Origin of the sequence: Nostoc sp. FACHB-280 (assembly GCF_014697615.1) — a bacterium.
Taxonomy (GTDB): domain Bacteria; phylum Cyanobacteriota; class Cyanobacteriia; order Cyanobacteriales; family Nostocaceae; genus Nostoc_B.
In genome coordinates, this window is record NZ_JACJSD010000005.1 from 142,441 (window position 1) to 165,427 (window position 22,987).

Genomic DNA, 22,987 nt, shown 5'->3' on the forward strand with positions numbered 1-22,987 from the left:
AGTGCGGGTTTTGTTCGTGTAGCCGCGACTTTAGTCGTTAGGCTGGACTAATTTTACATTTCACCTATAATTTCTGGCTGAGTCAGTTCATCAGACATTTCGATGATTGCCCTTAACACAGGTTTCATCATAATATCCTCAGAACTTTCAAAATCTTCATAACGCCGACGCTTGGCACGATTTGCCACCTGAACCGTGATGCGGTAGCGATTCGAGGCTGCACTAATTAAATCCTCGGCGCGGTGCATGATTTGAGTTTGGGTTGTCTCGAACTTAGATCGCTTGAGCATAGTTAATGGTTCTTGGGGACATTCCCCAGTTTAGCAGTACTAAACGAGATACGGCTTTTTATACATATTATCCGCTACCTCTCCGTTGATAGAGGTTAAAAGCTTTGTATCAATTTATAACTAAATTTGTCAGACTATCTTGATATCATAATGGCTAATATCTGGGAAACTGCTGTTAAGGCAGGCAATTTTAACACTTTAATAAAAGCTGCTGAGGCTGCACAAATTATAGATACTCTGCAAAGTTCTGATTTTTTTACACTGTTTGCACCTACAGATGAAGCTTTTGCTCAATTACCACAGGGAACCTTAGAAGAACTACTGCAAAATATTGCCAAACTGAGGAAAATTGTCGCTTATCATGTTACCTATGGCGATGTTAGGTCGGATGACTTAGTGCAAATCGAAGAAGCTGAGACTCTGGAAGGATCTGTATTAGCAATTGAATCTGCTAATGGCGATATTAGAGTGAATGATGCTCACGTCCTGCAAACAGATATTCTGGCAGACAATGGTGTAATTCATGTAATTGATGCAGTCCTCATCCCTGCAATGGTAGCTGGACATTGAGAAATTAGGAAATAGAACTTATTCTTTTTCGTAACTCTCAGCCGAGAAAATTCAACAATTCTCATATTTATAAGGCAATACGGTTCAGTTAGTACTTTTTTCTTCTCTTCGCGCTCTTTGCGCCCTACCCTCCGGGAAGCCGCTACCGCGTCTATGTGGTTCGTTAAAAAAATGACTTTAACAAAGAGTTTTAGTCTTAACTGAACTGTATTGATTTATACGGACTTACGCAAAAACCTCTCAAATTCCTGTTTTTTCGTGGCGCACCAGTAAGAGACTCTGGGAACAGAATGCAATAGCGCCTCTATACCTGGAGTGGTACCCTACGGAAAGCCGCTGATCTATCTGCAATTTTGCGTAGCTTCTGCGTAAGTCCTGTTCTTATCACTTGCAACTACTCTCAAAAAAATCCAGGCTTCATAAATAGTTGAAAAATTCCTCTGGAACTAACCGCAGTTCACCAGATTTGAAACGGGCAATATCTACCCACAACGCCCGATGATGATGGGTTCCTGATTCCGAAAATATTAAACTTTCTAGTTGATAAAATTTGGAATCAGCAAAATCGCATTTATAAAGTTGAATGATTTCATGCCCTTGCCGATTATTATAGATAAATAAGTTTTCAATACAACCCAAATAGTGAATATTAGTTAACTCTGCTTGAATTTCTTCTTGAAATTCTCGCTGTAAAGCGGCATAACTAGTTTCACCAAAATCAACGCCACCACCCAAGGCACGGTAAAATGTGGAATGCTTTGCTGGGTCATAGCCTTCGGAAACAAAAATGCGGCCGCCATCCCGAATTAGTCCTAAAGCTATAACCCGAATTTCCCCTGATTTACTCATTCTTGTTACTAATTATCGTATATGGAGTAAGAACGGCTTTCGCTATCTTCTACAGGCCAATCTTCATTTTCGCCGCCAATATACAATTGTTCAATAGTGACATATTCTTCACTAAGCTGGGTGAGGGCGTTGATTAAAATATCTAAAGCGATCGCATCACTAGTTCCCAAGTCAAACCAGCAACGCGCCCATTGTCCTTCATACTCAATTTCACCCATATTGTGCATCAAGGCTAACAAGCTTTTGTCGTAACCTTGTGAGTCATAATCCATATAGCTAATTTCTAGCCCTGTTTCTTGGACTTGCAGATTTTCCGCATTAAACGCGCCTAACTTACCCAAGTAAAACCAGGAATTGAAAACTTCTTCTATATATTCTTTTTCTCGTTGCGAAGGGATGGTACTAAACTGCAACCAAATCCAGACATCAAACGGGTTAAATTCACGAAACTGAATGTGCATTCAACTATCTCAATTACTGTCGCTCAAAACAAGCATATCAAACAGATGACTATTCAAGAATGAAGCCGAAAGGCTGAGGACTGAAGAATACAATTTCAGACCTCAGACTTCAGACTTCAAACTTTTTTGATTATCTACTGGAATTATTGAGTTGATTAACTGCACTATTGCGTTCTCGCTCAATTTGTTTGACTAAACTAGCGGGTAATTGGGATTTTTTAGTCAAAGCTCTATCAAAATTAGCGATCGCATCTCGCAGCAACTCTTGACTTTTTTCGCGTCTTCCCTTTTCCTTCAAAATCTGCGCCTTGAGATAATACAACTCTGGGTTATCTGGTGCGCCTTGAATTGCTTGATTAGCATAATCTAAGGCTTGAGTGTATTGTTTCAAGTCTCGGTAGCCGATCGCAATACCTCGGTCTGCCAAATATCTTGGTGCTGCACTTGTCTCTAACCGCCCAATCGCCTCATCTGGATTGGCAAAGGGTAAGTTAACAGAAAGCATCAAATCCATGTAGCCTCTGAGTAAATTCAGTTCTGGATCTTTTGGCGAAATTGCTTCAGCTTTATCTAAATACTCGTAAACTTGGCGCAACCGACCTAAAGCTTGGGTAGCACCTTTCGCTGCGCCTTCCCGCGTCACAATTACCGCACCCTCAAAGAAATGCCCAACGGCAGTGTATAAATTACCACGCAAAGGGTCATTAGCAACTAATTTCTGCCCAGCGTCTAAAATTTGCTGGCTATATTTATCTAAACCTGTAAAATCTCCCTTTGAGTATGCTAACGATGCTTGCATAGCATAAGCTAAAGGTTCATTTGGTTCTTTTGCTAAAGCTTCTTTGAGGTGACGTTCGGCTTCGGGATAATTACCTTGTTGGAAAATGGCTTTAAAAGCTGCTTCTGTATGATCGCCAATTTGATGTGCTGCGTTGCGGCCAAAGGGGTCGCCAGCCAAAGATGGAGTCACCCAAAGATGAAATGCGATCGCAGCCGTAAAACTTACCTGGGCAACTTTGGTTAATTTAGTAAAAACTATTTGTGCAGTGGAAAAACGTTGAGTCATCAGCACCCTCAGAATAATTGCGGTTGAAATAGCTTTATATGTTACCTAGAATACAAAAATGTTTCATCTCAATTTAGTCATATAGCAGTAACCAACTTAGTTAAGACATCGATAAATGTAAATAAAAACAATATCCTTCCAACTCTGTAACCTATCACCTATAACCTGTAACCTATTTGTCATCACATTCTCAAAAGGTTGACTGGACTAATTTTTGCAAGTTCCCAAGATTGTTCTAGCTCTGAATCTGGGGTTCTTCTGCCAAAATAAAGAGATAGTCTAGCTGTGAGATCATACTTGAAGCGTTTCGGAATTCTCCGGTTGTACTTGGTGTAGTTAACGTTAGTTAGTCAGCTATTCGCCAATTTTGGTAATTTTAACAAATGCTCTATCTCAGAAATTTAATTTATCATCCCACAGCTTGCCCAACAGCAATTCTCAAGTCAGTAAACCTAGAATTACCACCTCAGCAATTAGGTTTAATTATCGGCCCTAGTGGTTCAGGGAAAAGTACCTTACTCGAAATCTTGTCTGGACTGGCCGAACCAACTTCTGGTGGAGTGTATTGGCGAGAACAAGGACTCATCGCCGAACAACTACAACAACTAGCTGGAATTGTGTTTCAGTTTCCCGAACGGCACTTTTGCGGTGGGACAATTTTAGAAGAATTGCGCTTAGGACATCCAGAGTTAGGTTCAGAACGAGTCAAGCAAGCCCTCAGCGAAGTAGGATTAGAGCATTTATCACTATCTGCTGCGCCTTATGCTTTAAGTGGAGGACAGCAACGGCGTTTAGCTTTAGCAGTGCAGTTAATTCGTCAGCCAAACGTCTTGTTATTAGATGAACCTACAGCCGGTTTAGATTGGTCAATGCGCCAGCAACTAGTTAATTTATTGGCGAAACTCAAACAAGACTGGACATTGTTAGTAGTAACACATGATGCTGGAGATATGTTAGCGATCGCTGACCGTTGTTGGACACTCAATCACGGTGAACTACAATCAGTTGATCCAGCGACACTTAGTAGTAAAGTTAAAGAACCCCAAGCAGCAGCGTGAATCAAAAATAAGGGTGCATTAAGACAAGGGAGACAAGGAATAAGAAAAGAACTAATAACTATTGACTATTTACCATTGACCATTGACTAATGACTAATTCCACTACTCCCTTGCTGCCAGAAATGGCAGAAATTTGGCAGCAAACCCTCAACTGGCAACCAACTACACAGCAACAGGCACAATTCCAGCAACTTTATGAGTTAATTCTGGAAGGTAACAGCCAATTAAACTTAACTCGCATCACCGCACCCCAAGAATTTTGGGAAAAACATCTCTGGGACTCCTTACGGGGAATTTTGCTGAACAACCAATTTATTGCATCTCTCCAAACAGGTGCATCTGTCATTGATATTGGTACAGGTGCAGGTTTTCCCGGTGTTCCCGTAGGAATGATTGCACCCAACAGCACAATTACTCTGCTAGATTCCACTCGCAAAAAAATTGCTTTTATCGATAAAGTATTAACTGCAATAGGACTCAGCAATTGTAAAACTCTTGTTGGCAGAGTTGAAGAAATCGGTCAACAAACTCAAAACCGCCAAACCTATGATCTTGCCCTCATTCGCGCCGTCGGTACAGCTTCCGAATGTGCAGAGTACAGCCTACCATTAATTAAAAAAGGTGGTTTAGCCGTAATTTACCGAGGTACTTGGACAGAAGAAGAAACCTCCGTTTTGCAAAATGCTGTGAAACAATTAGGTGGTGAAATTGCAGCAATAGAACAATTCACAACTCCCCTAACTAATAGCATTCGCCACTGCTTATATTTGCGAAAGATAGCAAGCACACCGCCTCAATTTCCCCGCGCGGTTGGTGTACCTCATCAAAAGCCATTGTGACCTTGAAATATTTATGAGAGATGAAAGTTTGACAAAGATATCATAAGGCTTCCAGTTAGCTAAGTGATTTCCTTCTACATTCCTAAATATTTCTGTGAAAATTGAACACTTGTAACTTTTCTTACAGCAACAATTACAAGACAGCATAACGCTATCACTCCGCAAGAATTTATCAATAATTGTGCTATCCAAAAATTTTGAAAGCCAAACTTATTAGTTATCTTATTCATCAAATCAAGTACTGGTATATGAAATAAATAGATACCAAAAGAAAATTCACCAATAATAATTAAAAATCTTGGCCAATTCTCAATGTTTTTTCGCACTGCCAAGAATAATAATATTAATGAAAATGAAGAGAAAAAGGATGAAACCTTAATTTGGGAGTCGGCAAAAGCAGTGAGATTGTAAACTCTCCAAAGGTAAAATGCCTCAAGTATAGCTAAAAATATAGAGCCTATATAAATTAAAATAATTTTTTTGAAATTCTTATTTTTAATAGTTAGTTTACTTTGAGTTGCTAGAATGCCCAAATAGTAAAAACTAACCCATACAGTAAAAGGAAGCGCGTACCAAGGAAATCGAACATCATAATGAAGATACAAGCGAGAAAAGTACAATCCAAGCAGCGATAAAGGAGACAGTGATAACCATAAAAAGTTCTTAACTATGCTTTTTGTAGACGTAAGCATTAAAGGTGTCAACAAAATTAGCTGCACAAGAACGATTATAAAGTAATAAGGGCCTAAAATCTGCCCTGTTATTACATCTATAATAATTTTGCTCCAATTCCATTGATAATTCTGCTTATAAAATAAAATTATTAAAATACACCATGAAAAATAAGGGATCAGTATCCTGCTAAGTCTTTTCTGATAAAAATCTAAATAATCTGATAGTTTCGTAAACTCATAACTGGGCGTAAAATAACCAGAAATAAAGATAAACGCAGGAACGGCAAAATTAAGTAATTGTCTAAAAATCATGGATAAACCATAATTCTGCTCAGTCTCATTATTAATACCAGATGCGTGAATTGCAACTACTGCGATAATCGCTATTCCGCGCAAAGCTTGAAATGATAAATCTTTATTCTTCATTTTTGTAAAAACTTTAGGCTATTAGATTAAGGATAGTATGCTCTCAAAATATGTCTCAACAGGCTTTGGCACATATTGATTCTCTAATTTACCAATGTCTTGAAAAAACTTAAACATTTCTGGATTTAACAGAACTAAAATTATATCTCCCTCTTGCCCATCTTCACTGAGTACATAGAATCTTTCATCACTATCTGCTTGAGACAGAATAAGATTCAGCATCAGAAGAATTCTGGCTGTTACAACTCGCCATTTCAAATATATTTGGGTGAATTGCGATCTAAACTCGTAGGGACAAATTAAAAAATCTCTTACATTGGTAATGAGATGTAAATTTCCCTCAGAGTCTTCATATTCATCTACATCCTCAATGATAATGCCACATCTACTTAAGCTATTACATAAATAATTATCTTCAAATATCATAGGTGGGTATTCATACAAATCCTCTTTATCGAAAGCAAAGCAACGGTGTGGTGGTAAAGGTCTGTATAAATATAAGAAATTATCACTTACTTCCGTCACATTATCCATCAAATTATCGGCATCTGGAAATAATTTTATGTCTAATTCATTCAATATTTGATATTTCCCATCTCTTAACCAAATTGAATTATTATTTAACTGTAATGATTGAATTAAAGCAACTAAATTGGAATTTTCGTAATAGTAAAAACCCAGCTCATCTAAATAATTTAATATCTCTTTCATCTTCATGTAGAACTAAATAAAGCTGAGTAGACTAGGAAAGTTTATTAAATAATTCGTGGATTTTGATAAATAATTGATATGAGTGCGATCGCCTCTCAAAATTCAGTACTTTGAATTCAAAGTTATACAACTCTACTCATATCAATTATAGTAATCATAACGTCTTTACTTTCAGGAATTTGCGTAATTACACGTAGGACGATCAGCAAATAAGTAGATATCTTGATGAAGTGGAAATGAGTATCGTTAATTTTCACTAGAAATTCCCCCATTTTAACCAATTGTTGAAGTATCGGACTGCAAAACATCTCTCAATAGTTACTGAGCTTCAACAGATCATTTCAATCAACAATACAGGGAAATAATTATGCAAGCTGCTGAAAAACTGAGCAAAATTGTCAGCAATTCCGATGCATGGATTTTGAGTAGTGCAGAGTTTCAAGAATTAGCAACAGAACTACTCAAACAAGGTTTAGTAGCTCATTATTCATTTAACGGCAATGCAGATGATAGCAGTGGAAACGGACTTCATGGATCTGTCTATGGTGCAACACTCACCAAGGATAGATTTGGTAATCCTAACAGTGCTTATCAATTTGATGGCATTGATGACTATATCGAAATTCCCCACAATGACCTGCTCAACCTTACAGATAACTTTACTATTTCCCTCTGGATTAACCAACCAGAAGATAATTCATTAAAAGGTTACAGACTAATTGACAAAACTACAGCAGGTGTCAACGATGGCTATAATTTTGATACCTACGATGGTAGTACTGGTAGAAGATTGCGTCTAACTGGTGGAAAACAAAATGTATCTGCTCACACTGCTTATTCTCTGAACGAGTGGCATCACGTAGCTGTAGTTTTTTCTAAAGGTGTATCAACCTTTTATTTAGATGGTATTGTTGATGGTTCAGGACAACATCATAGTGAGGCCGTTAGTACTAATTCTTTAACTCTAAAAATTGGTGCAGCCCATAACTCTCAGGATGGTTTTTTCAAAGGTGTGATAGATGATGTGCGGATTTATCATCGAGCATTGTCAGAAAAAGATATTCAAGAACTTTATGAATTTCCAACCGCACTTAGACAGTGTGTTTTAGAATTTAATGGTCAAAATAATTATGTAGCTTTACCTGCTGTAAATATTGATTATTCTCAGGGCTTTAGTGTAGAAGCATGGGTACGCTACAACAGCTTTAAATATTGGTCAAGAATTATCGATTTTGGCAATGGTATAAGTAGCAATAATATTGTTTTTGCCAATCCAGAAACAACCAATCAACTAGCGTTAGATGTTAAAACTAGCGCCGGAGAAAAACGAATTACTAGCGCCGCAGTTCTAGAAACTGGCAAGTGGACGCACTTAGCTGCCACAGTTGATCAGTCAGGATTTGCGAAACTTTACAAAAATGGTGAGTTAATTCAAAGTGGACAGCTACAACTCCCAGCAAATATTAACCGAACACAAAACTACATCGGTAGAAGTAACTGGCCACAAGATGGTTACTTTGATGGTCAAATATCAGAAGTGCGTGTTTGGAATATTGCTCGCAGCCAAGCAGAAATTCAACAGTATCTGCACAGCAGACTTGCAGGAAATGAGGCGGGGTTAGTTGGCTACTGGCAGTTAAATGAATGTTCCGGTACTGTTGTAGCCGACAAGACTAGTCGTGCAAATAACGGCACAGTTAACGGTGCGATTTGGCAACAGCAAGAATTACTCATCAAACCTGCACCCGCAACCAACCTTGAAACTGTAAAACCAGTAGAACCAGCAGTAAATATACCAAACAATAGCAAAATCAAGCTGCAATCTTGGAAAAGTGATTACTTACACCGTCAAGATTCAGAACAAGGTGTCACAACTTGGGGTACAGGTATTGGTAATGAGTGGCTGGTGGAGTCGGTAAGCGATCGCATCATCAAACTAAAATCTTGGAAAGGTGATTACTTGCACCGTCCAGACTCAGAGCAAGGTGTCACAACTTGGGGAACTGGTATCGGTAATGAGTGGCTGGTGGAATCAGTAAGCGATCGCACCATCAGGCTAAAATCTTGGAAAGGAGATTACTTACACCGTCCAGACTCAGAACAAGGTGTCACAACTTGGGGAACTGGTATTGGTAATGAGTGGAGACTGGAAGTTATTCCTACTGAAGATAGCAAACCGACTGCGGAACAAGTTACACCTATTGAACCAGTAACACCACAGCCAGAAACCAATAATCTTCTAGTTGCGGAACAAGTCGCACCTGTAGAACCAGTCACACCACAGCCAGAAACCAATAATCTTCTAGTTGCGGAACAAGTCGCACCTGTAGAACCAGTAACACCACAGCCAGAAACCAATAATCTTCTAGTTGCGGAACAAGTCGCACCTGTAGAACCAGTCACACCACAGCCAGAAACCAATAATCTTCTAGTTGCGGAACAAGTCGCACCTGTAGAACCAGTCACACCACAACCAGAAACCAATAATCTTCCAGTTGCGGAACAAGTCGTGCCTGTAGAACCAGTCACACCACAGCCAGAAACCAATAATCTTCCAGTTGCGGAACAAGTCGCACCTGTAGAACCAGTAACACCACAGCCAGAAACCAATAATCTTCCAGTGGCGGAACAAGTCGTGCCTGTGAAACCAGTCACACCACAGCCAGAAACCAATAATCTTCCAGTTGCGGAACAAGTTACACCTGTGGAACCAGTCACACCACAACCAGAAACCAATAATCTTCCAGTGGCGGAACAAGTCGTGCCTGTGAAACCAGTCACACCACAGCCAGAAACCAATAATCTTCCAGTTGCGGAACAAGTTACACCTGTGGAACCAGTCACACCACAACCAGAAACCAATACTCTTCCAGTGGCGGAACAAGTCGTGCCTGTGAAACCAGTCACACCACAGCCAAGACCAAACACCAATAATATCAAAGCCAACAAGAATCAGCCTCAGACCTCAAGCAAGGCTAAATATGATAAAACCGATCTAATTGTTTATTTGTTTCTGATTTTGTTGGTATTACTGATAGCTTGGCAGCTATTTAAGCAGTAATCAAGCACATAACTAAAATAGTTAGAGATGGAGAGCGATCGCATCATCACGGCGATCGCTTTTCATTGTATAACCCCAGTAAATAGAAAATCAGCGAATTTTATCTCTATCACCTGTAACCTATCACCTGTAACCTATCACCTGCTATATATGATGAGGTATAGCGATCGTACATCTGCTTTTTTCCCATCTCATCGCTCAAAAAAGCCCCTATTGTGGCACTCTGAGAGACAGGATTGTTTAGTCTGAATATTTTAGCTACAAACATTTACTGAATGAGTTATGCAAACTCTGCCTACACCTACAAGCTCAAACACCACATCTAGTCAACCCACCTTTGATACTACAATCAAGCGGCGTAAAACTCGCCCAGTCAAGGTCGGCAATGTCACCATCGGCGGCGGACACCCTGTGGTGGTGCAGTCAATGATTAACGAAGACACTCTAGATATCGATGGTTCTGTCGCCGCAATTCGTCGCTTGCACGAAGTCGGCTGCGAAATCGTCCGTGTCACAGTGCCTAGCCTCGCTCACGCTGTAGCATTGGCAGAAGTTAAGCAAAAAATCATTAAAACTTACCAAGATGTGCCTATTGTGGCTGATGTACATCACAATGGTATGAAAATTGCTTTAGAAGTTGCCAAACACATCGAAAAAGTACGGATTAACCCAGGGTTGTATGTGTTTGAAAAACCAAACGCCAACCGCACCGAATATACCCAAGCAGAATTTGAAGAAATTGGCGATAAAATCCGCGAAACACTAGAACCCCTGGTAGTTTCCTTGCGCGACCAAGGCAAAGCTATGCGGATTGGGGTAAATCATGGTTCACTGGCAGAAAGAATGCTCTTTACCTACGGTGATACCCCAGAAGGAATGGTGGAATCAGCTTTAGAATTCATTCGCATTTGTGAATCATTAGATTTCCGCAACTTAGTGGTTTCCATGAAAGCATCTCGCGTTCCCGTAATGGTAGCCGCCTATCGTCTGTTAGCCAAGCGGATGGACGAATTAGGAATGGATTATCCTTTACATTTGGGTGTAACCGAAGCAGGTGATGGTGAATACGGCAGAATCAAATCTACAGCTGGTATTGCCACCTTACTAACAGATGGTATTGGTGATACAATCCGCGTCTCTCTTACAGAACCACCAGAAAAAGAAATTCCGGTTTGCTATAGCATCTTGCAAGCTTTGGGATTGCGGAAAACAATGGTGGAATATGTCGCTTGTCCTTCCTGTGGACGTACCTTATTTAACCTAGAAGAAGTGCTACATAAAGTCCGGGAAGCTACCAAACACTTAACTGGGTTAGATATCGCTGTGATGGGTTGTATTGTCAACGGCCCTGGCGAAATGGCAGATGCTGACTATGGTTATGTGGGCAAAACTCCTGGTTACATTTCTTTATATAGAGGGCGAGAGGAAATTAAAAAAGTTCCAGAAGACCAAGGTGTAGAAGAGTTAATCAATTTGATTAAAGCGGATGGTCGTTGGGTAGATCCTTAATGAGTAAGGGGTATAGGTGTGTCGGGGTATAAGGGAAAATCTTCACCCTACACCCTTACACCCGCACACCCAATCCCAACCACAAACTATTTCATACTTCATACTCCCCAACTTCGCCGGATTGTCAAGTATTTTCGTGAAATTAGAAATACATACCCGGTCTTTGCAGAATACCTGTGTTAGATTGGGCATACTGACTATTATTTTCCCTCTGACACAGCTGTCATTATGGTGATTACAAAAAGTAGGCTTGTTTTGGGTGCTACGGCAGTAACACTCTCCACAATTGCTGTTACTAGCTTGGGCATTCACTCGCGTGGTCAGGCTTTATTTAAAGCAAGTCCCAAGGAAACAGTAGATGAAGTTTGGCAAATTGTTAACCGCCAATATGTAGATGGCACTTTTAACCAAGTAGATTGGCAGGCTGTTCGTAAGGAGTACCTGAACAAGTCCTACAGTAATCAGCAAGAAGCCTATAAATCGATCCGGGAAATGCTGAAGAAGCTTGGTGATCCTTACACTCGGTTTATGGATCCGGAAGAGTTCAAAAATATGCAGGTTGATACCTCTGGCGAACTCACAGGTATCGGGATTACTATCAGTCAGGATGAAAAAACCAAGCAACTGGTTGTAATCGCACCCATTGAAGATACACCAGCATTTAAAGCGGGAATCTTGGCCAAAGATGTCATCCTCAAAATTAATGATAAAAGCACTCAGGGTATGGATACAAACCAAGCTGTATCCTTAATCCGTGGTGAACCAAATACTAAAGTTACACTCACAATTCAGCGTAATGGTGCTATTAAGCAATTCAACATCACACGCGCCAGAATTGAAATTCATCCAGTACGTTATTCCCAAAAACAAACACCAGCAGGTAACATCGGCTACATCCGCCTGAACCAATTTAGCGCCAATGCTGGGAAAGAAATGCAAAATGCCATCAAAGATTTAGAGTCGAAGAAGGTGGCTGGTTATGTTCTCGATTTGCGTGGAAACCCTGGTGGTTTGTTATTCTCTAGTGTAGAAATTGCCCGGATGTGGCTGGATAAAGGGACAATTGTTTCTACTATTGACCGCCAAGGTGAGCAAGAGCGAGAAGTCGCCAATGGCCGCGCTCTCACCACTAAACCATTAGTAGTATTGGTTGATAAAGGTTCTGCTAGTGCTAGTGAAATTTTATCGGGAGCTTTACAGGATAATAAACGGGCTGTTTTGGTAGGTACTCAAACCTTTGGTAAAGGATTGGTACAGTCGGTACGTCCTTTAGATGATGGTTCCGGATTGGCGGTAACAATTGCCAAATATCATACCCCCAGTGGGAGAGATATTAATCATGAAGGTATCGCTCCAGATGTGAAGGTGGATTTGACAGATGCTCAACGGCAAGATTTGTGGCTGCATGAGCGTGACAAACTAGCAACTATGGCTGATCCACAATTTGCTAAAGGAGTAGAAATTTTGGGTAAACAAATTGCTGCCAAAGGTCTGACGAGCGCGGAGAAAAATTAAGGTTTTAGATGGGTTGGCATTTACCAGCCCTAATTAATCCAATCCGCCGCGCGATCGCTTCTTCTTGGGAAGCATAAGTCCCCCACTTTTCTATAATCTCTGGATCATCGTCCCTAACTAAGTTGCTGGGGACGATGTCGCAATTTTGGGCTTTGCGCTTGACAATATACCAAAGTTGTGAATTTTCCATTGTTAGTTATTAATAATTTTTTCTACTGCAACATTAATATCAGGAAATGCTAGTGACTGAATTGTACCAGTCGTTAATGTTTGTTCTGAGGTATATACTCCATTAAGAATTTCTCGGAATATGATGAGATTTTGCTTTTTTAAATTCACAACCCAATATTCTAAAATACCTGCTTGAGCGTAGATTTTAGTTTTTATCTCTAAATCTTTTTCTAAACTAGAGTTAGCATATTCAATCACCCAGAAAATATTTTCTGGATATGGATGATGTTGTTTATATTCACGTCCCAAACGTTGGACAATGGCAATATCTGGTTCTGGTTCGGAGTTGTTGGGTAAGGTAATTGGTTTAGCTTCACGAATTGAGGCACGTTCACCCAGTAACTTTGCTAGATATTCACCGGCTTCATCACTAGAATAAGCATGAGGTTCGCTTTCTGGTGACATTTCAACGATTTCTCCTTGCAAAAGTTCAACTTGGCGATCGCTTAAAATGCCAGCATCAATCATGCGATGATATTCGTCAATCGTCCATTTAGCCAGAATTACACTCATGACGATTGATTCCTCCCATGTCAATCATGATGTTATCTTAGCAAGAGGGTGAGAAGTAAAAAGTAAAAAGTAAAAAGTAAAAAGTAAAAAGTAAAAAGATAATCCCCATAAATAAATTTAGGGGATTTAATCAGGACATATTATTTCTCGATGCTCCCCATCTCGAAATAAAATAACTTATGAATACCGTAGTTACATCAGAAAAAATTCATCTCCCTGCTGGTGCTGTTCTCAAACTTTTAGGAAACTGGCAAGACTATCAAAGAATGGTATCAGTGTTAGGCGATCGCGCCATACCTCGAATTAAATATCGACCAGGGGAGATTTTATTGATGGCACCATTACCAGAACATGGAAGGGATGTAAGTTTGGTGGCTGATGTTGCTAAGGTTTTGTTTGATCATTTGAATCTCAGATATGACTCATTTACACCCATCACCATGAGTTTGCAAGAGGTTAGTGGTATTGAGCCTGATTTTTGCTTTTATATTGAAAATTGGCAATCAGTGGTAGGTAAAAGCCGGATTGATTGGCAAAATGATCCGCCGCCAGATTTAGCCATTGAAATAGATGTTACTAGTTATACCGATATTAATGATTATTTAGTATATAAAGTGCCGGAAGTCTGGCTGCTGAGAAATAAAAAGTTGTTAATTTATACGTTACAAAGGGAAAATTATACACTGAGTGAAAGCAGTTATTTTCCTAACATTCCAGAAATTGCACAGCAATGTTTCCGAATTGCGCGGGAAGAAACGACAAGCGAAGCAATTAGATGGTTGCGGAACTTTCTTGTATCCACACAAAAATGATTCACAAAGGTAGATAATTTTTTATAGATACTTTTGAGATGCAACCGCCGATGAATGCTGATGAACGCCGATATAAAAATACAGAAGATTTTAAAATTTTGGATGTTCAAGATTTGGATGTAAATTATGGCGGGATTCAAGCACTGAAAAAGATTAATTTAACTATTAATAAAGGTGAGGTAGTGACTTTAATTGGTGCGAATGGTGCTGGTAAAACTACTACACTCAGAGCTATATCAAAAATAGTCAATCCTCAGCGTGGCGAAATTCTTTATAGTGGACGCAATATTACCCGCCGTCAGCCTCATGAAGTTGTGCAATTGGGGATTGCTCATTGTCCAGAAGGGCGGAGAGTTTTAGCCAAGCAAACTGTTTTTGATAATTTATTATTAGGTGCTTATATCCGTTCTGATCAAGCAGAGATCAAAGCTGACATTCAACGTCAATTTGAGTTATTTCCGCGATTATTACAACGCCGCAATCAATTAGCCGGAACTCTCAGTGGTGGTGAACAACAAATGTTGGCGATCGCACGGGCTTTAATGAGTAGACCACAACTGTTATTGTTAGATGAGCCAAGCTTGGGTTTAGCACCAGCAATTGTCAAAGAAATATTCGCAATTATCGAAAATTTACGGGCAACAGGTGTAACTATTTTATTAGTAGAGCAGAACGCAAATTTAGCTTTACAAATTGCTGACCGAGGATATGTACTAGAAGCTGGTACTATCACTTTAACAGGTGCAACGTCAGAATTAATCAGTGATGAGCGAGTCAAAAAAGCTTATTTAGGATAATAGTTAATGTTTGATGATGATTTTTAAAGTCGAGGGATTAGAGATAGATTGATGCTGAATCATTTTAAATTGTGACTGTAAAGATACTACCCCTAGATTGATTATCTTCAATGGTAATTGTGCCGTAATGTGCCTCAACTGCCATTTTACAAAAAGCTAATCCTAAGCCAATTTGCGACACATCCGGCATTAGTGTACCTACTTCATACTTATCAAAAATAATTTTGCGTAAATCTTCAGAAACACCTTTACCAGAATCGATGACTTGTAACTTTGCTCCGCCTGTTGGTAAATATTCCGCACGCAAGGTAACTTGTGATTTGGATGGGGAAAACTTAATAGCATTAGTGAATAAATTATCTAAAACACGACGGAACATTAAAGCATCAATTTCAATTGTGCCGCCAGGTTCTGGTAATTCACTAATTAAGGTGATTTTCTTTTGGGCGGCGATCGCTTCGACATCTGATAATGCTGATTGACACAAAGAATGTAAATCTACTTGACTGTAATTGAGAACCATTTTGCCTGATTCCAATTTGGCCATGAGCAGTAAGCTATCAATTAAGGATTGGAGTTGTTGTCCAGCCAGTAAAATTTGCTCCACTTTTCCTTGTTGCTGTTTTTGGGATAAGCTTGGAAATTTCAGCATTTCAGCCCCTAAAACAATACTTGCCAAGGGATTTCGCAAATCATGGACAATCATATTTACCATGTCTTCGCGCAGTTTTAACAATAATTGTAGGCTGTCATACTGCTGCTTAATTCGCAACATAGAATGAACTCTGGCACGTAATTCTACACCGTTGACGGGTTTACTAATAAAGTCATCTGCACCTGTAGCTAGACATCGAGCTAAATCTTCTTTAGCCGTTAATGCCGTCACCATAATAATAGGAACGGCTTGCCACTTGGGTTGAGACTTGATGCGTTTACAGACTTCCATCCCATCCAGATCAGGCATCATCACATCCAGCAAAATCAAATCTGGCTGAAAACCATCCAGACGACTTAGAGCTTGTTGGCCATCAGGAGAATAGTGTAACTGGTAGTTTTCACCATCCAGCAAAGTTTCAACAACATCAAAGTTATCTGGCTCATCATCAATAACTAAAATAGTGGATTGAGTCTTCATCGAAAAGTTTTACTATCTTCCTAAAAGTTTTTGAATTGTGGCTACAAGCTGTTTAAGTTTTACAGGTTTAGTTAAATATTCGTTAGCGCCAGCAGCTAAACAAGTTTCGCGATCGCCTGGCATAGCTAAAGCTGTCAGGGCAATCATCGGGATATTGATAAACTGCTGATCACCACGGATGCGACGCATAGCCTCTAAACCATCCATTCCCGGCATTTGAATATCCATCACAATTAAGTCAGGGTGTTTAACTTTCACCAGATCAATAGCTTGTTGTCCATTGTTGGCAAACATCAAATCATAGCCTCGACTAGCCAGATAACCAGACATGGTATCAATATTTGCTTGATTATCTTCAACCAACAAAATTATAGGATTAGCTAAAGCTGCCGCAGGTGCTAAATTGAGATTTTGCGCTTCCGCAGCCGGAGAATTTCTTAGTTTGCCTATAGTTGTCTGGAGTTGCTCGCGGGTAATCGGTTTAACTAAATATTCAAATGCACCCTGAGCTATTCCTTTAGGACGCTCATCAACTACAGAAAAGATAATCACAGGAATATTTCGAGTTTGGGGATGAGTCTTGAGTTGATGAAGTACATCCCAACCCGATAGGTTAGGTAGTTGCAAATCCAAGATTACTAGCGCAGGTTTAATCCGTAGTACTTCTTCTACGGCTCCTTCGCCTTGAGGATAGGTAATGGTTTGGATTCCCATTTCCTGAAAATAGCGAGTAATTTGGTCTGCTGCTGCTACAGAATCTTCTATAATTAAAACCTGAGCATTCTCAACAGGCCAGCTATGGCTGGGTAATGAAGCCGTAATTGGTGTTGTAACTACATGCTCATTGGTATGGCACGGAACACGGACAGTAAAACAACTTCCTTCGCCAACTTTACTGCTAACTGAAACTGTTCCTCCATGCAGCTTGACAATGCGCTGCACCAGTGCCAAACCTAAACCTGTGCCATTGTAGTGGCGGTTCAGGCTACTGTCAAGCTGAACGAAGGGCTGAAACAATTTGCCCATTTCTTCTGGAGCAATCCCAATGCCAGTATCAGTAACATAAAAGCAAAGATTGGCCTTATTTGTGGGCGAATTGATTTCTGTTGTTTCCTGTACTTCTTCCTGTCGAACTTCGATGGTGACAGAACCTCCTTCTGGGGTGAATTTGACAGCGTTGCTCAGTAGATTAATCATTACTTGACGTAGACGGCGCTCATCTACTTGGATACTGTCGATATTGCCATCAATATCAGTGTTGAGACGAATATTCTTTTTTAACGCCATTTGTTTGACAAAGGTGAGACTGGCATCACACAAACTTCTGACTGAAACATTACTTAATTGCAATTCCAGTTTGCCAGACTCAATTTTTGATAAGTCGAGAATGTCATTGATTAGTTCGAGTAAATGTCTACCACTACGTTCAATGGTGGCGATCGCTTTGATTTGGCGTTCATTCAATGAGCCAAAGACACTTTCTTGTAAACCCTCTGACATACCCAAAATCGCATTCAGGGGTGTTCGCAATTCGTGGCTCATGTTGGCAAGGAATTCGTCTTTGAGGCGAGTGGCTCGTGCCAGTTCAATGTTAGTGTTGATTAACTGTTTATTGGTTTGCCGTAATTCTTCTTCAGCTTGTTTGCGATCGCGAATATCAAATAAAGTGGCGCGGTTATATAAATAATTCCCCTCAGTATCTTTTACCGCCGTGGCGTTAATCAAGACTGGCAAGATTGTGCCGTCTTTACAGACCATTTCATACTCTAAATCTTTAGCCCAGCCTTGCTGTTTGCTGTGATGATCATTCTGCTCAAAGGTCAAGCGACTGTCTGCGGTAAAAAAGTTTACTAAAGGTTGACCAATCATTTCTGCTCGACTGTACCCCAACCATTGCAATTCTGTTTCGTTAACTTTAATAAATCGACCTTCTTGATCTAAGGAATGATAACCACAAGGAGCATTATTATATAAATCTTCAACTTCATGGGCATATTTCGCCAAGGCTTCTTGGGCTTGTTTGCGATCGCTAATGTCAGTTATCCGCACTATATTCATGGTACGTCCGGCGACAGTAATTGGCTTGGCGGCAGCATTTCCCCAAAAAGTCTTGCCTTTTAAGGTTACATATTCAATTTCGCGGCTCCAAACTCCTTGACACTCCATTTCTGCCATAATTGCCGCAGTTTCCTGGGCAGTGAATGGTTGGCGCTGGAGTGCCTGACCATTAATATTAATTAATTCAGTTTTGTCTACCGCCTCAAATAATTCTACAGCCCGACGATTACAATCTAAGGTGAGGAGCGTTGACGAATCAACTAAAAAAATTGCATCGGCAGATTCGTTAAAAATGGCTTCCCGCAAATCTCGGTTGCGGATCAGTTCTTGTTGAGCTTGTTTGTGATCGGTAATGTCAAAGTTAACGCCAATTACTCGGACAGGTTCACCTTGCGGGTCTCGTTTGAGAATACCGTAACCTTTGAGGAAACGAATTGCGCCACTTGGTTGGATAATCCGAAACTCAACATTATATTCTTGCCTTCCTTCAATAACTTGCTGGATACTCGCCAGCATATAATCCCAATCTTCTGGGTGCAAGAAGTTCAACCAAGCATCATAGGTACCAGTAAACTCCCCTGGACTCAACCCATACAGTTCACACATTTGGTCATCCCAAATTTGTTTTTCTTGGGTAAAATCATATTCCCAAATGCCAAATTTGCCGGATTGTAGTGCTAATGTCAGTCTTTCTGAAAGGTGATGCAGTTGTGCTTCGGTTTGTTTGCGACTGGTAATATCTGTTAGTGTGCCGATATAACCAATTACTTCCCCATTGGTGTTAGTCTCGGCTAACACATAGCAGTGAAACCACTTCACACTACCATCTGGAAGGAGATGTCTACCTTCGTTGTCAAAAAGTTCGTTTGGTGCTAACTCTGCTTCAAACCATTCCCGGACAATGCGCTCACTGTCATCTGGGTGTATGGCATCTATCCAACCTGTTCCTAATCCTGCCGATGTTGGTCTACCTGTCATTTCGCTCCAGCGATCATTAATGTAGACACAATTACCTGCGGTATCAAGTCGGAAAATTGCGACAGGAGCGGCTTTGGCTAAGGTGGCATAACGGTGTTCACTATCTCGTAGGGCTTCTTCGGCTTGGCGGCGATCGCTAATATCTGTTAATGTGCCGATGTAGCCGCAAAAGTTCCCGTTACTGTCGATTTCGGGAACTGCTTGGACATAAAACCAGTTAATACTACCATCTGGCCGCAGATGTCTACCTTCACTTTCATAGTATTCTCTGGGGTCAACAATTCCTTGCTCAAATTTGAAGTCCCATTCTGCCTTTAAGCGATCGCGGTCTTCTGGATGTACAGATGCTACCCACCCCAGTCCTAATGCAGACTGTGTTGGCCTACCACTCATTTCGCTCCAGCGATCGTTCACGTAAATACATTGGCCAGCAGCATCCAACCGGAAAATACCCACAGGTGCGGCTTCTGTTAAATGGGCATAACGACGTTCGCTTTCTCGGAGTGCTTCTTCTGTTTGTTTACGTTCAGTGATATCGGTAAAAGTGCCAATGTAGCTAATAATAGTGCCGAAAGGATTGGTTTCTGGTAGGAGTTGTAAGTAAAACCAAGTGGTAGTGCCATTTGTATGTAAATATCTACCTTCCTGGCGGATTTGCCCACATCCTTGGGATAACTGCATCCACAAATGATCACGGTCTTCTGGATGTAAACTTTCTAACCAACCCATTGCCATTGCGGCTGATGTTGGTCTACCTGTCAGCTTACTCCAGTAATCATTCACGTAAATACATTGACCAGTGGTATCCAGGCGAAAAATCGCCACTGGTGCGGCTTCTGTTAAAGTTTCATAACGACGTTGGCTTTCTTTGAGGGCAGCTTCAATTTGTTTCTGCTGGGTAATATCTTTGGCAATCCCTAAAAATCCAATGTTGTTACCTTCTATATCGAGTAGGGTTTTTACTGACAAAAATACAGGGAAGCGAGTACCATCTTTGCGAATGTAAGTCCATTCATTTTCATAGGTGTTGCCATTTTGAGTGACAGTTATAAAAAATTCTGCCCCTGGAGCAATTTCTCGCCCCAGTTTCGCAGACACTTCTCCTGCTCGTTGTTGGAGTTCTTCTTGATCATGAAAAACACTGGGCTTGATTTGATTCACAACTTCATCTGCGGTGTAGCCCAACATTTTTTGAGCAGCTTTGTTAAAGGTTTGGATACCATTGGCGTTATTAAAAATAATTGCATAGTCACTGCCATCTAAAATGGCTTGTTGCAACCGATTGACCGCAATTAATTGGGCTTCGATTTTTTTGCGTTGGGTAATATCAACGTGGCAACCAATCATCCGCAGGGGATTACCTTCTTGATCCCAAGCAATGACGCGTCCAGAACAAATTACCCAAACAGTAGAACCATCTTTATGCTGATATCGTAATTCGCTGTAATAGGGGATTTCTCCATGACTTTGAACATGTTGCTGGAACATTTCGAGAGCATTGGCTAAATCTTCTGGAAAAATCAGTTTTTGCCAGCTTTCTGGGTTGTTGGGCAACTCATGATCTTCGTAGCCAAACATTTTCTTGAAGGTGGGGCTGAGGTATTCCTGATTGTTGGGAATATCCCAGTCCCAATAACCAGCTAAACTGACTTCGAGAATTTGTTCCAAGAGATTTAATTCCATCCGCAGCATTTCTGATTGCTGCCGTTCGGCTTCTGAGTGTTTGTGTTCGGTAATGTCCATCAACACGCCTAGCACTCTGAGCAGTTGTCCACTCTTGTTGTAGATTCCCCTGCCCTTCACAGATACCCAGTGAATGCTGCTATCTTGCCAAATAACGCGGTATTCGACAGCATAATCGGTTTGGGTTGCGATCGCCTGCCGCAATTCCTGCTCTACCCATTGCCGATCTTCTGGATGTACGCAACTCAACCATTGTTCTAAAGTCAACAGTACATCATTGGCATCAGTGGCAACTCCGTGAATGGCGTTTTGACTGGCAACTATTTGATTAGTCATGGGATTCCACTCCCAATAGCCAATCCCCGTAAAGTTTAAGGTCAGCTTCAGTTTCTCTTCACTAGCTTTTAAGGCTGCTTCGGCACGTTGGCGTTCTGCTAGTTCTGTCTTTAGTTGCTCATAAGCACTGGCTTGTTGAATGGCGATCGCAATCTGCACCCCTAATTGATCTAACAAGTCCAACTCTACCGTTTGCCAGTGGCGAAAATTACTACATTGTTGAGCAATTAATAATCCCCATAATTCCTCTTTGACCAAAATTGGGACTACCAGATATGCTTTGACTTCAAATTGTTCTAAAAGATGTAGATGACATTTGGTTAAGCCAGCTTGATAAATATTGTCAATGGCTCTTTTTTTGCCTTGGAGATAGTCACGCCCTCCGCCCTGTTGAAAGCAGGTATCTTGAATTTGCCTTCCGAAAGCGACTGTCCAACCGGGTAGCACTGACTCAGCCACAATACTGCCACTCATATCCGACTGAAACTGATAGACAAGCACTCGGTCGGCTTGTAAAAATTGCCGTACTTCTGTAGCTGTGGTACTGAGAATTTCTTCGAGTTGTAGCGACTGCCGAATACGTAAAGCGATCGTGGCAAATAGTTGCTGTTGTTCCTGAATTTGTTCTAACTTGCGAGTCAGATGTATTCGTTCTACTGCATGATGAATGGCACTGTGTAAGGCTTTGGGCGTAAAATGATTTTTCACTAAGTAATCTTGAGCGCCATATTTCATAGCGTTAACAGCAATCATTTCATCGCCTGCTCCTGTCAGCATAATCACAGCCGATTGGCGATTCTTCAGCTTTTCTCTCAGGTGTTGTAAAAAATCGATGCCATCTCCATCTGGCAACAAATAATCCAGCAAAATTACATCTGGCGTTTGCTGCTCGCAACATGTCATTGCTTGTGTTGCTGTCTCAAATTCTAAAATTTCATAAGACTGGAATCTGTCGTGCTGTAAATACTGACGATAGATATAACGATCTACAGCAGAATCATCAATTAAGAAGATAGTGAGGGCAGAGCGATCGCTCATAAGTTAAAGATACCGACGCGATATAATTCTAGGTCTTGATGTTCAAAACATCTTGATCAATCCAGGCACATCTCAACAGGGAGGCATAACAGTCGCAATACCTCTTTTATGTTTATACTTCCCAAAATGAAGTTATGTTGTGTAATTTTTAATTAAATTAGTCTAATTTAATACAGGTTAACTCCAGAAAGGTGGTGGAAAACGCAAAAGCTATGTTATGGAAAGCTTCCAGCGTTACTTTTGCATAAACCTGCGGTCAAGTAGAGAACGAGGAACGGGAACCGTTGGACTAAATAATTAAACAGAATCCATGACACACATTCTTTCCCTGTTTCCTCTAAACTTCATCTTCATAATTAACTTGTTTATCCAAATCC

Annotated in this window: 18 protein-coding genes; 8 read left to right on the forward strand and 10 right to left on the reverse strand. The window is 40.6% G+C overall.

Annotated elements, in window-relative coordinates; translation table 11 throughout:
- Window positions 1-53 precede the first annotated feature (53 nt).
- Window positions 54-290 (reverse strand): DNA-directed RNA polymerase subunit omega, encoded by a 237-nt coding sequence (locus H6G75_RS05555; RefSeq protein ID WP_190978966.1) that lies wholly within the window; start codon window positions 288-290, stop codon window positions 54-56.
- Between the two features lie 150 nt (window positions 291-440).
- On the opposite strand from H6G75_RS05555, the gene H6G75_RS05560 reads away from it, so the two are divergent.
- Window positions 441-860 (forward strand): fasciclin domain-containing protein, encoded by a 420-nt coding sequence (locus H6G75_RS05560; protein ID WP_190978967.1) that lies wholly within the window; start codon window positions 441-443, stop codon window positions 858-860.
- A gap of 417 nt (window positions 861-1,277) precedes the next feature.
- On the opposite strand, the gene H6G75_RS05565 is transcribed toward H6G75_RS05560, so the two are convergent.
- The 3 genes from H6G75_RS05565 to H6G75_RS05575 form a co-directional block, all read right to left on the reverse strand.
- The gene (locus H6G75_RS05565) at window positions 1,278-1,709 is read right to left on the reverse strand and encodes an NUDIX hydrolase (RefSeq protein ID WP_190978968.1); all 432 of its coding nucleotides are present in this window, start codon (window positions 1,707-1,709) and stop codon (window positions 1,278-1,280) included.
- Window positions 1,710-1,717: 8 nt separating this feature from the next.
- Window positions 1,718-2,170, reverse strand: coding sequence for a DUF3531 family protein (locus H6G75_RS05570; protein WP_190978969.1), 453 nt, complete (start codon window positions 2,168-2,170; stop codon window positions 1,718-1,720).
- Window positions 2,171-2,300: 130 nt separating this feature from the next.
- On the reverse strand, window positions 2,301-3,236 hold the full coding sequence (locus H6G75_RS05575; RefSeq protein WP_190978970.1) for a Sll0314/Alr1548 family TPR repeat-containing protein: 936 nt from the start codon (window positions 3,234-3,236) through the stop codon (window positions 2,301-2,303).
- A 383-nt stretch (window positions 3,237-3,619) separates the two neighbouring features.
- Here H6G75_RS05575 and H6G75_RS05580 point away from each other — a divergent pair, with 383 nt between their 5' ends.
- Window positions 3,620-4,294 carry an ABC transporter ATP-binding protein gene (locus H6G75_RS05580; protein WP_190978971.1) on the forward strand — a complete coding sequence of 225 codons (675 nt, stop codon included), beginning with the start codon at window positions 3,620-3,622 and terminating at the stop codon, window positions 4,292-4,294.
- Window positions 4,295-4,383: 89 nt separating this feature from the next.
- Window positions 4,384-5,133, forward strand: coding sequence for a 16S rRNA (guanine(527)-N(7))-methyltransferase RsmG (gene rsmG / locus H6G75_RS05585; RefSeq protein ID WP_190978972.1), 750 nt, complete (start codon window positions 4,384-4,386; stop codon window positions 5,131-5,133).
- 74 nt (window positions 5,134-5,207) lie between these two features.
- Here rsmG and H6G75_RS05590 read toward each other — a convergent pair whose 3' ends face one another.
- Window positions 5,208-6,233: an acyltransferase gene (locus H6G75_RS05590; RefSeq protein WP_190978973.1), complete on the reverse strand. Its 1,026-nt coding sequence runs from the start codon at window positions 6,231-6,233 to the stop codon at window positions 5,208-5,210.
- 21 nt (window positions 6,234-6,254) lie between these two features.
- Window positions 6,255-6,944, reverse strand: coding sequence for a hypothetical protein (locus H6G75_RS05595; RefSeq protein WP_190978974.1), 690 nt, complete (start codon window positions 6,942-6,944; stop codon window positions 6,255-6,257).
- A 367-nt stretch (window positions 6,945-7,311) separates the two neighbouring features.
- Between H6G75_RS05595 and H6G75_RS05600 the strand changes: the two genes are divergently transcribed.
- The 3 genes from H6G75_RS05600 (at window position 7,312) to ctpC (ending at window position 13,029) form a co-directional block, all read left to right on the forward strand.
- On the forward strand, window positions 7,312-10,005 hold the full coding sequence (locus H6G75_RS05600) for a LamG-like jellyroll fold domain-containing protein (RefSeq protein WP_190978975.1): 2,694 nt from the start codon (window positions 7,312-7,314) through the stop codon (window positions 10,003-10,005).
- A gap of 282 nt (window positions 10,006-10,287) precedes the next feature.
- On the forward strand, window positions 10,288-11,514 hold the full coding sequence (ispG, locus tag H6G75_RS05605) for a (E)-4-hydroxy-3-methylbut-2-enyl-diphosphate synthase (RefSeq protein ID WP_190978976.1): 1,227 nt from the start codon (window positions 10,288-10,290) through the stop codon (window positions 11,512-11,514).
- Window positions 11,515-11,742: 228 nt separating this feature from the next.
- The gene (gene ctpC, locus H6G75_RS05610) at window positions 11,743-13,029 is read left to right on the forward strand and encodes a carboxyl-terminal processing protease CtpC (RefSeq protein ID WP_190978977.1); all 1,287 of its coding nucleotides are present in this window, start codon (window positions 11,743-11,745) and stop codon (window positions 13,027-13,029) included.
- A 4-nt stretch (window positions 13,030-13,033) separates the two neighbouring features.
- Here the strand turns inward: ctpC and H6G75_RS05615 are convergent, their stop codons facing one another.
- Window positions 13,034-13,219: a DDE transposase family protein gene (locus H6G75_RS05615; protein ID WP_190978978.1), complete on the reverse strand. Its 186-nt coding sequence runs from the start codon at window positions 13,217-13,219 to the stop codon at window positions 13,034-13,036.
- A gap of 2 nt (window positions 13,220-13,221) precedes the next feature.
- The gene (locus H6G75_RS05620; protein WP_190978979.1) at window positions 13,222-13,773 is read right to left on the reverse strand and encodes a Uma2 family endonuclease; all 552 of its coding nucleotides are present in this window, start codon (window positions 13,771-13,773) and stop codon (window positions 13,222-13,224) included.
- Window positions 13,774-13,952: 179 nt separating this feature from the next.
- Between H6G75_RS05620 and H6G75_RS05625 the strand changes: the two genes are divergently transcribed.
- The gene (locus H6G75_RS05625) at window positions 13,953-14,585 is read left to right on the forward strand and encodes a Uma2 family endonuclease (protein ID WP_190978980.1); all 633 of its coding nucleotides are present in this window, start codon (window positions 13,953-13,955) and stop codon (window positions 14,583-14,585) included.
- Between the two features lie 38 nt (window positions 14,586-14,623).
- On the forward strand, window positions 14,624-15,382 hold the full coding sequence (locus tag H6G75_RS05630) for an ABC transporter ATP-binding protein (protein WP_242051463.1): 759 nt from the start codon (window positions 14,624-14,626) through the stop codon (window positions 15,380-15,382).
- A gap of 64 nt (window positions 15,383-15,446) precedes the next feature.
- Here H6G75_RS05630 and H6G75_RS05635 read toward each other — a convergent pair whose 3' ends face one another.
- Window positions 15,447-16,517, reverse strand: coding sequence for a hybrid sensor histidine kinase/response regulator (locus H6G75_RS05635; protein WP_190978982.1), 1,071 nt, complete (start codon window positions 16,515-16,517; stop codon window positions 15,447-15,449).
- A 12-nt stretch (window positions 16,518-16,529) separates the two neighbouring features.
- On the reverse strand, window positions 16,530-22,610 hold the full coding sequence (locus tag H6G75_RS05640; protein WP_190978983.1) for a PAS domain S-box protein: 6,081 nt from the start codon (window positions 22,608-22,610) through the stop codon (window positions 16,530-16,532).
- Window positions 22,611-22,987: the final 377 nt, after the last annotated feature.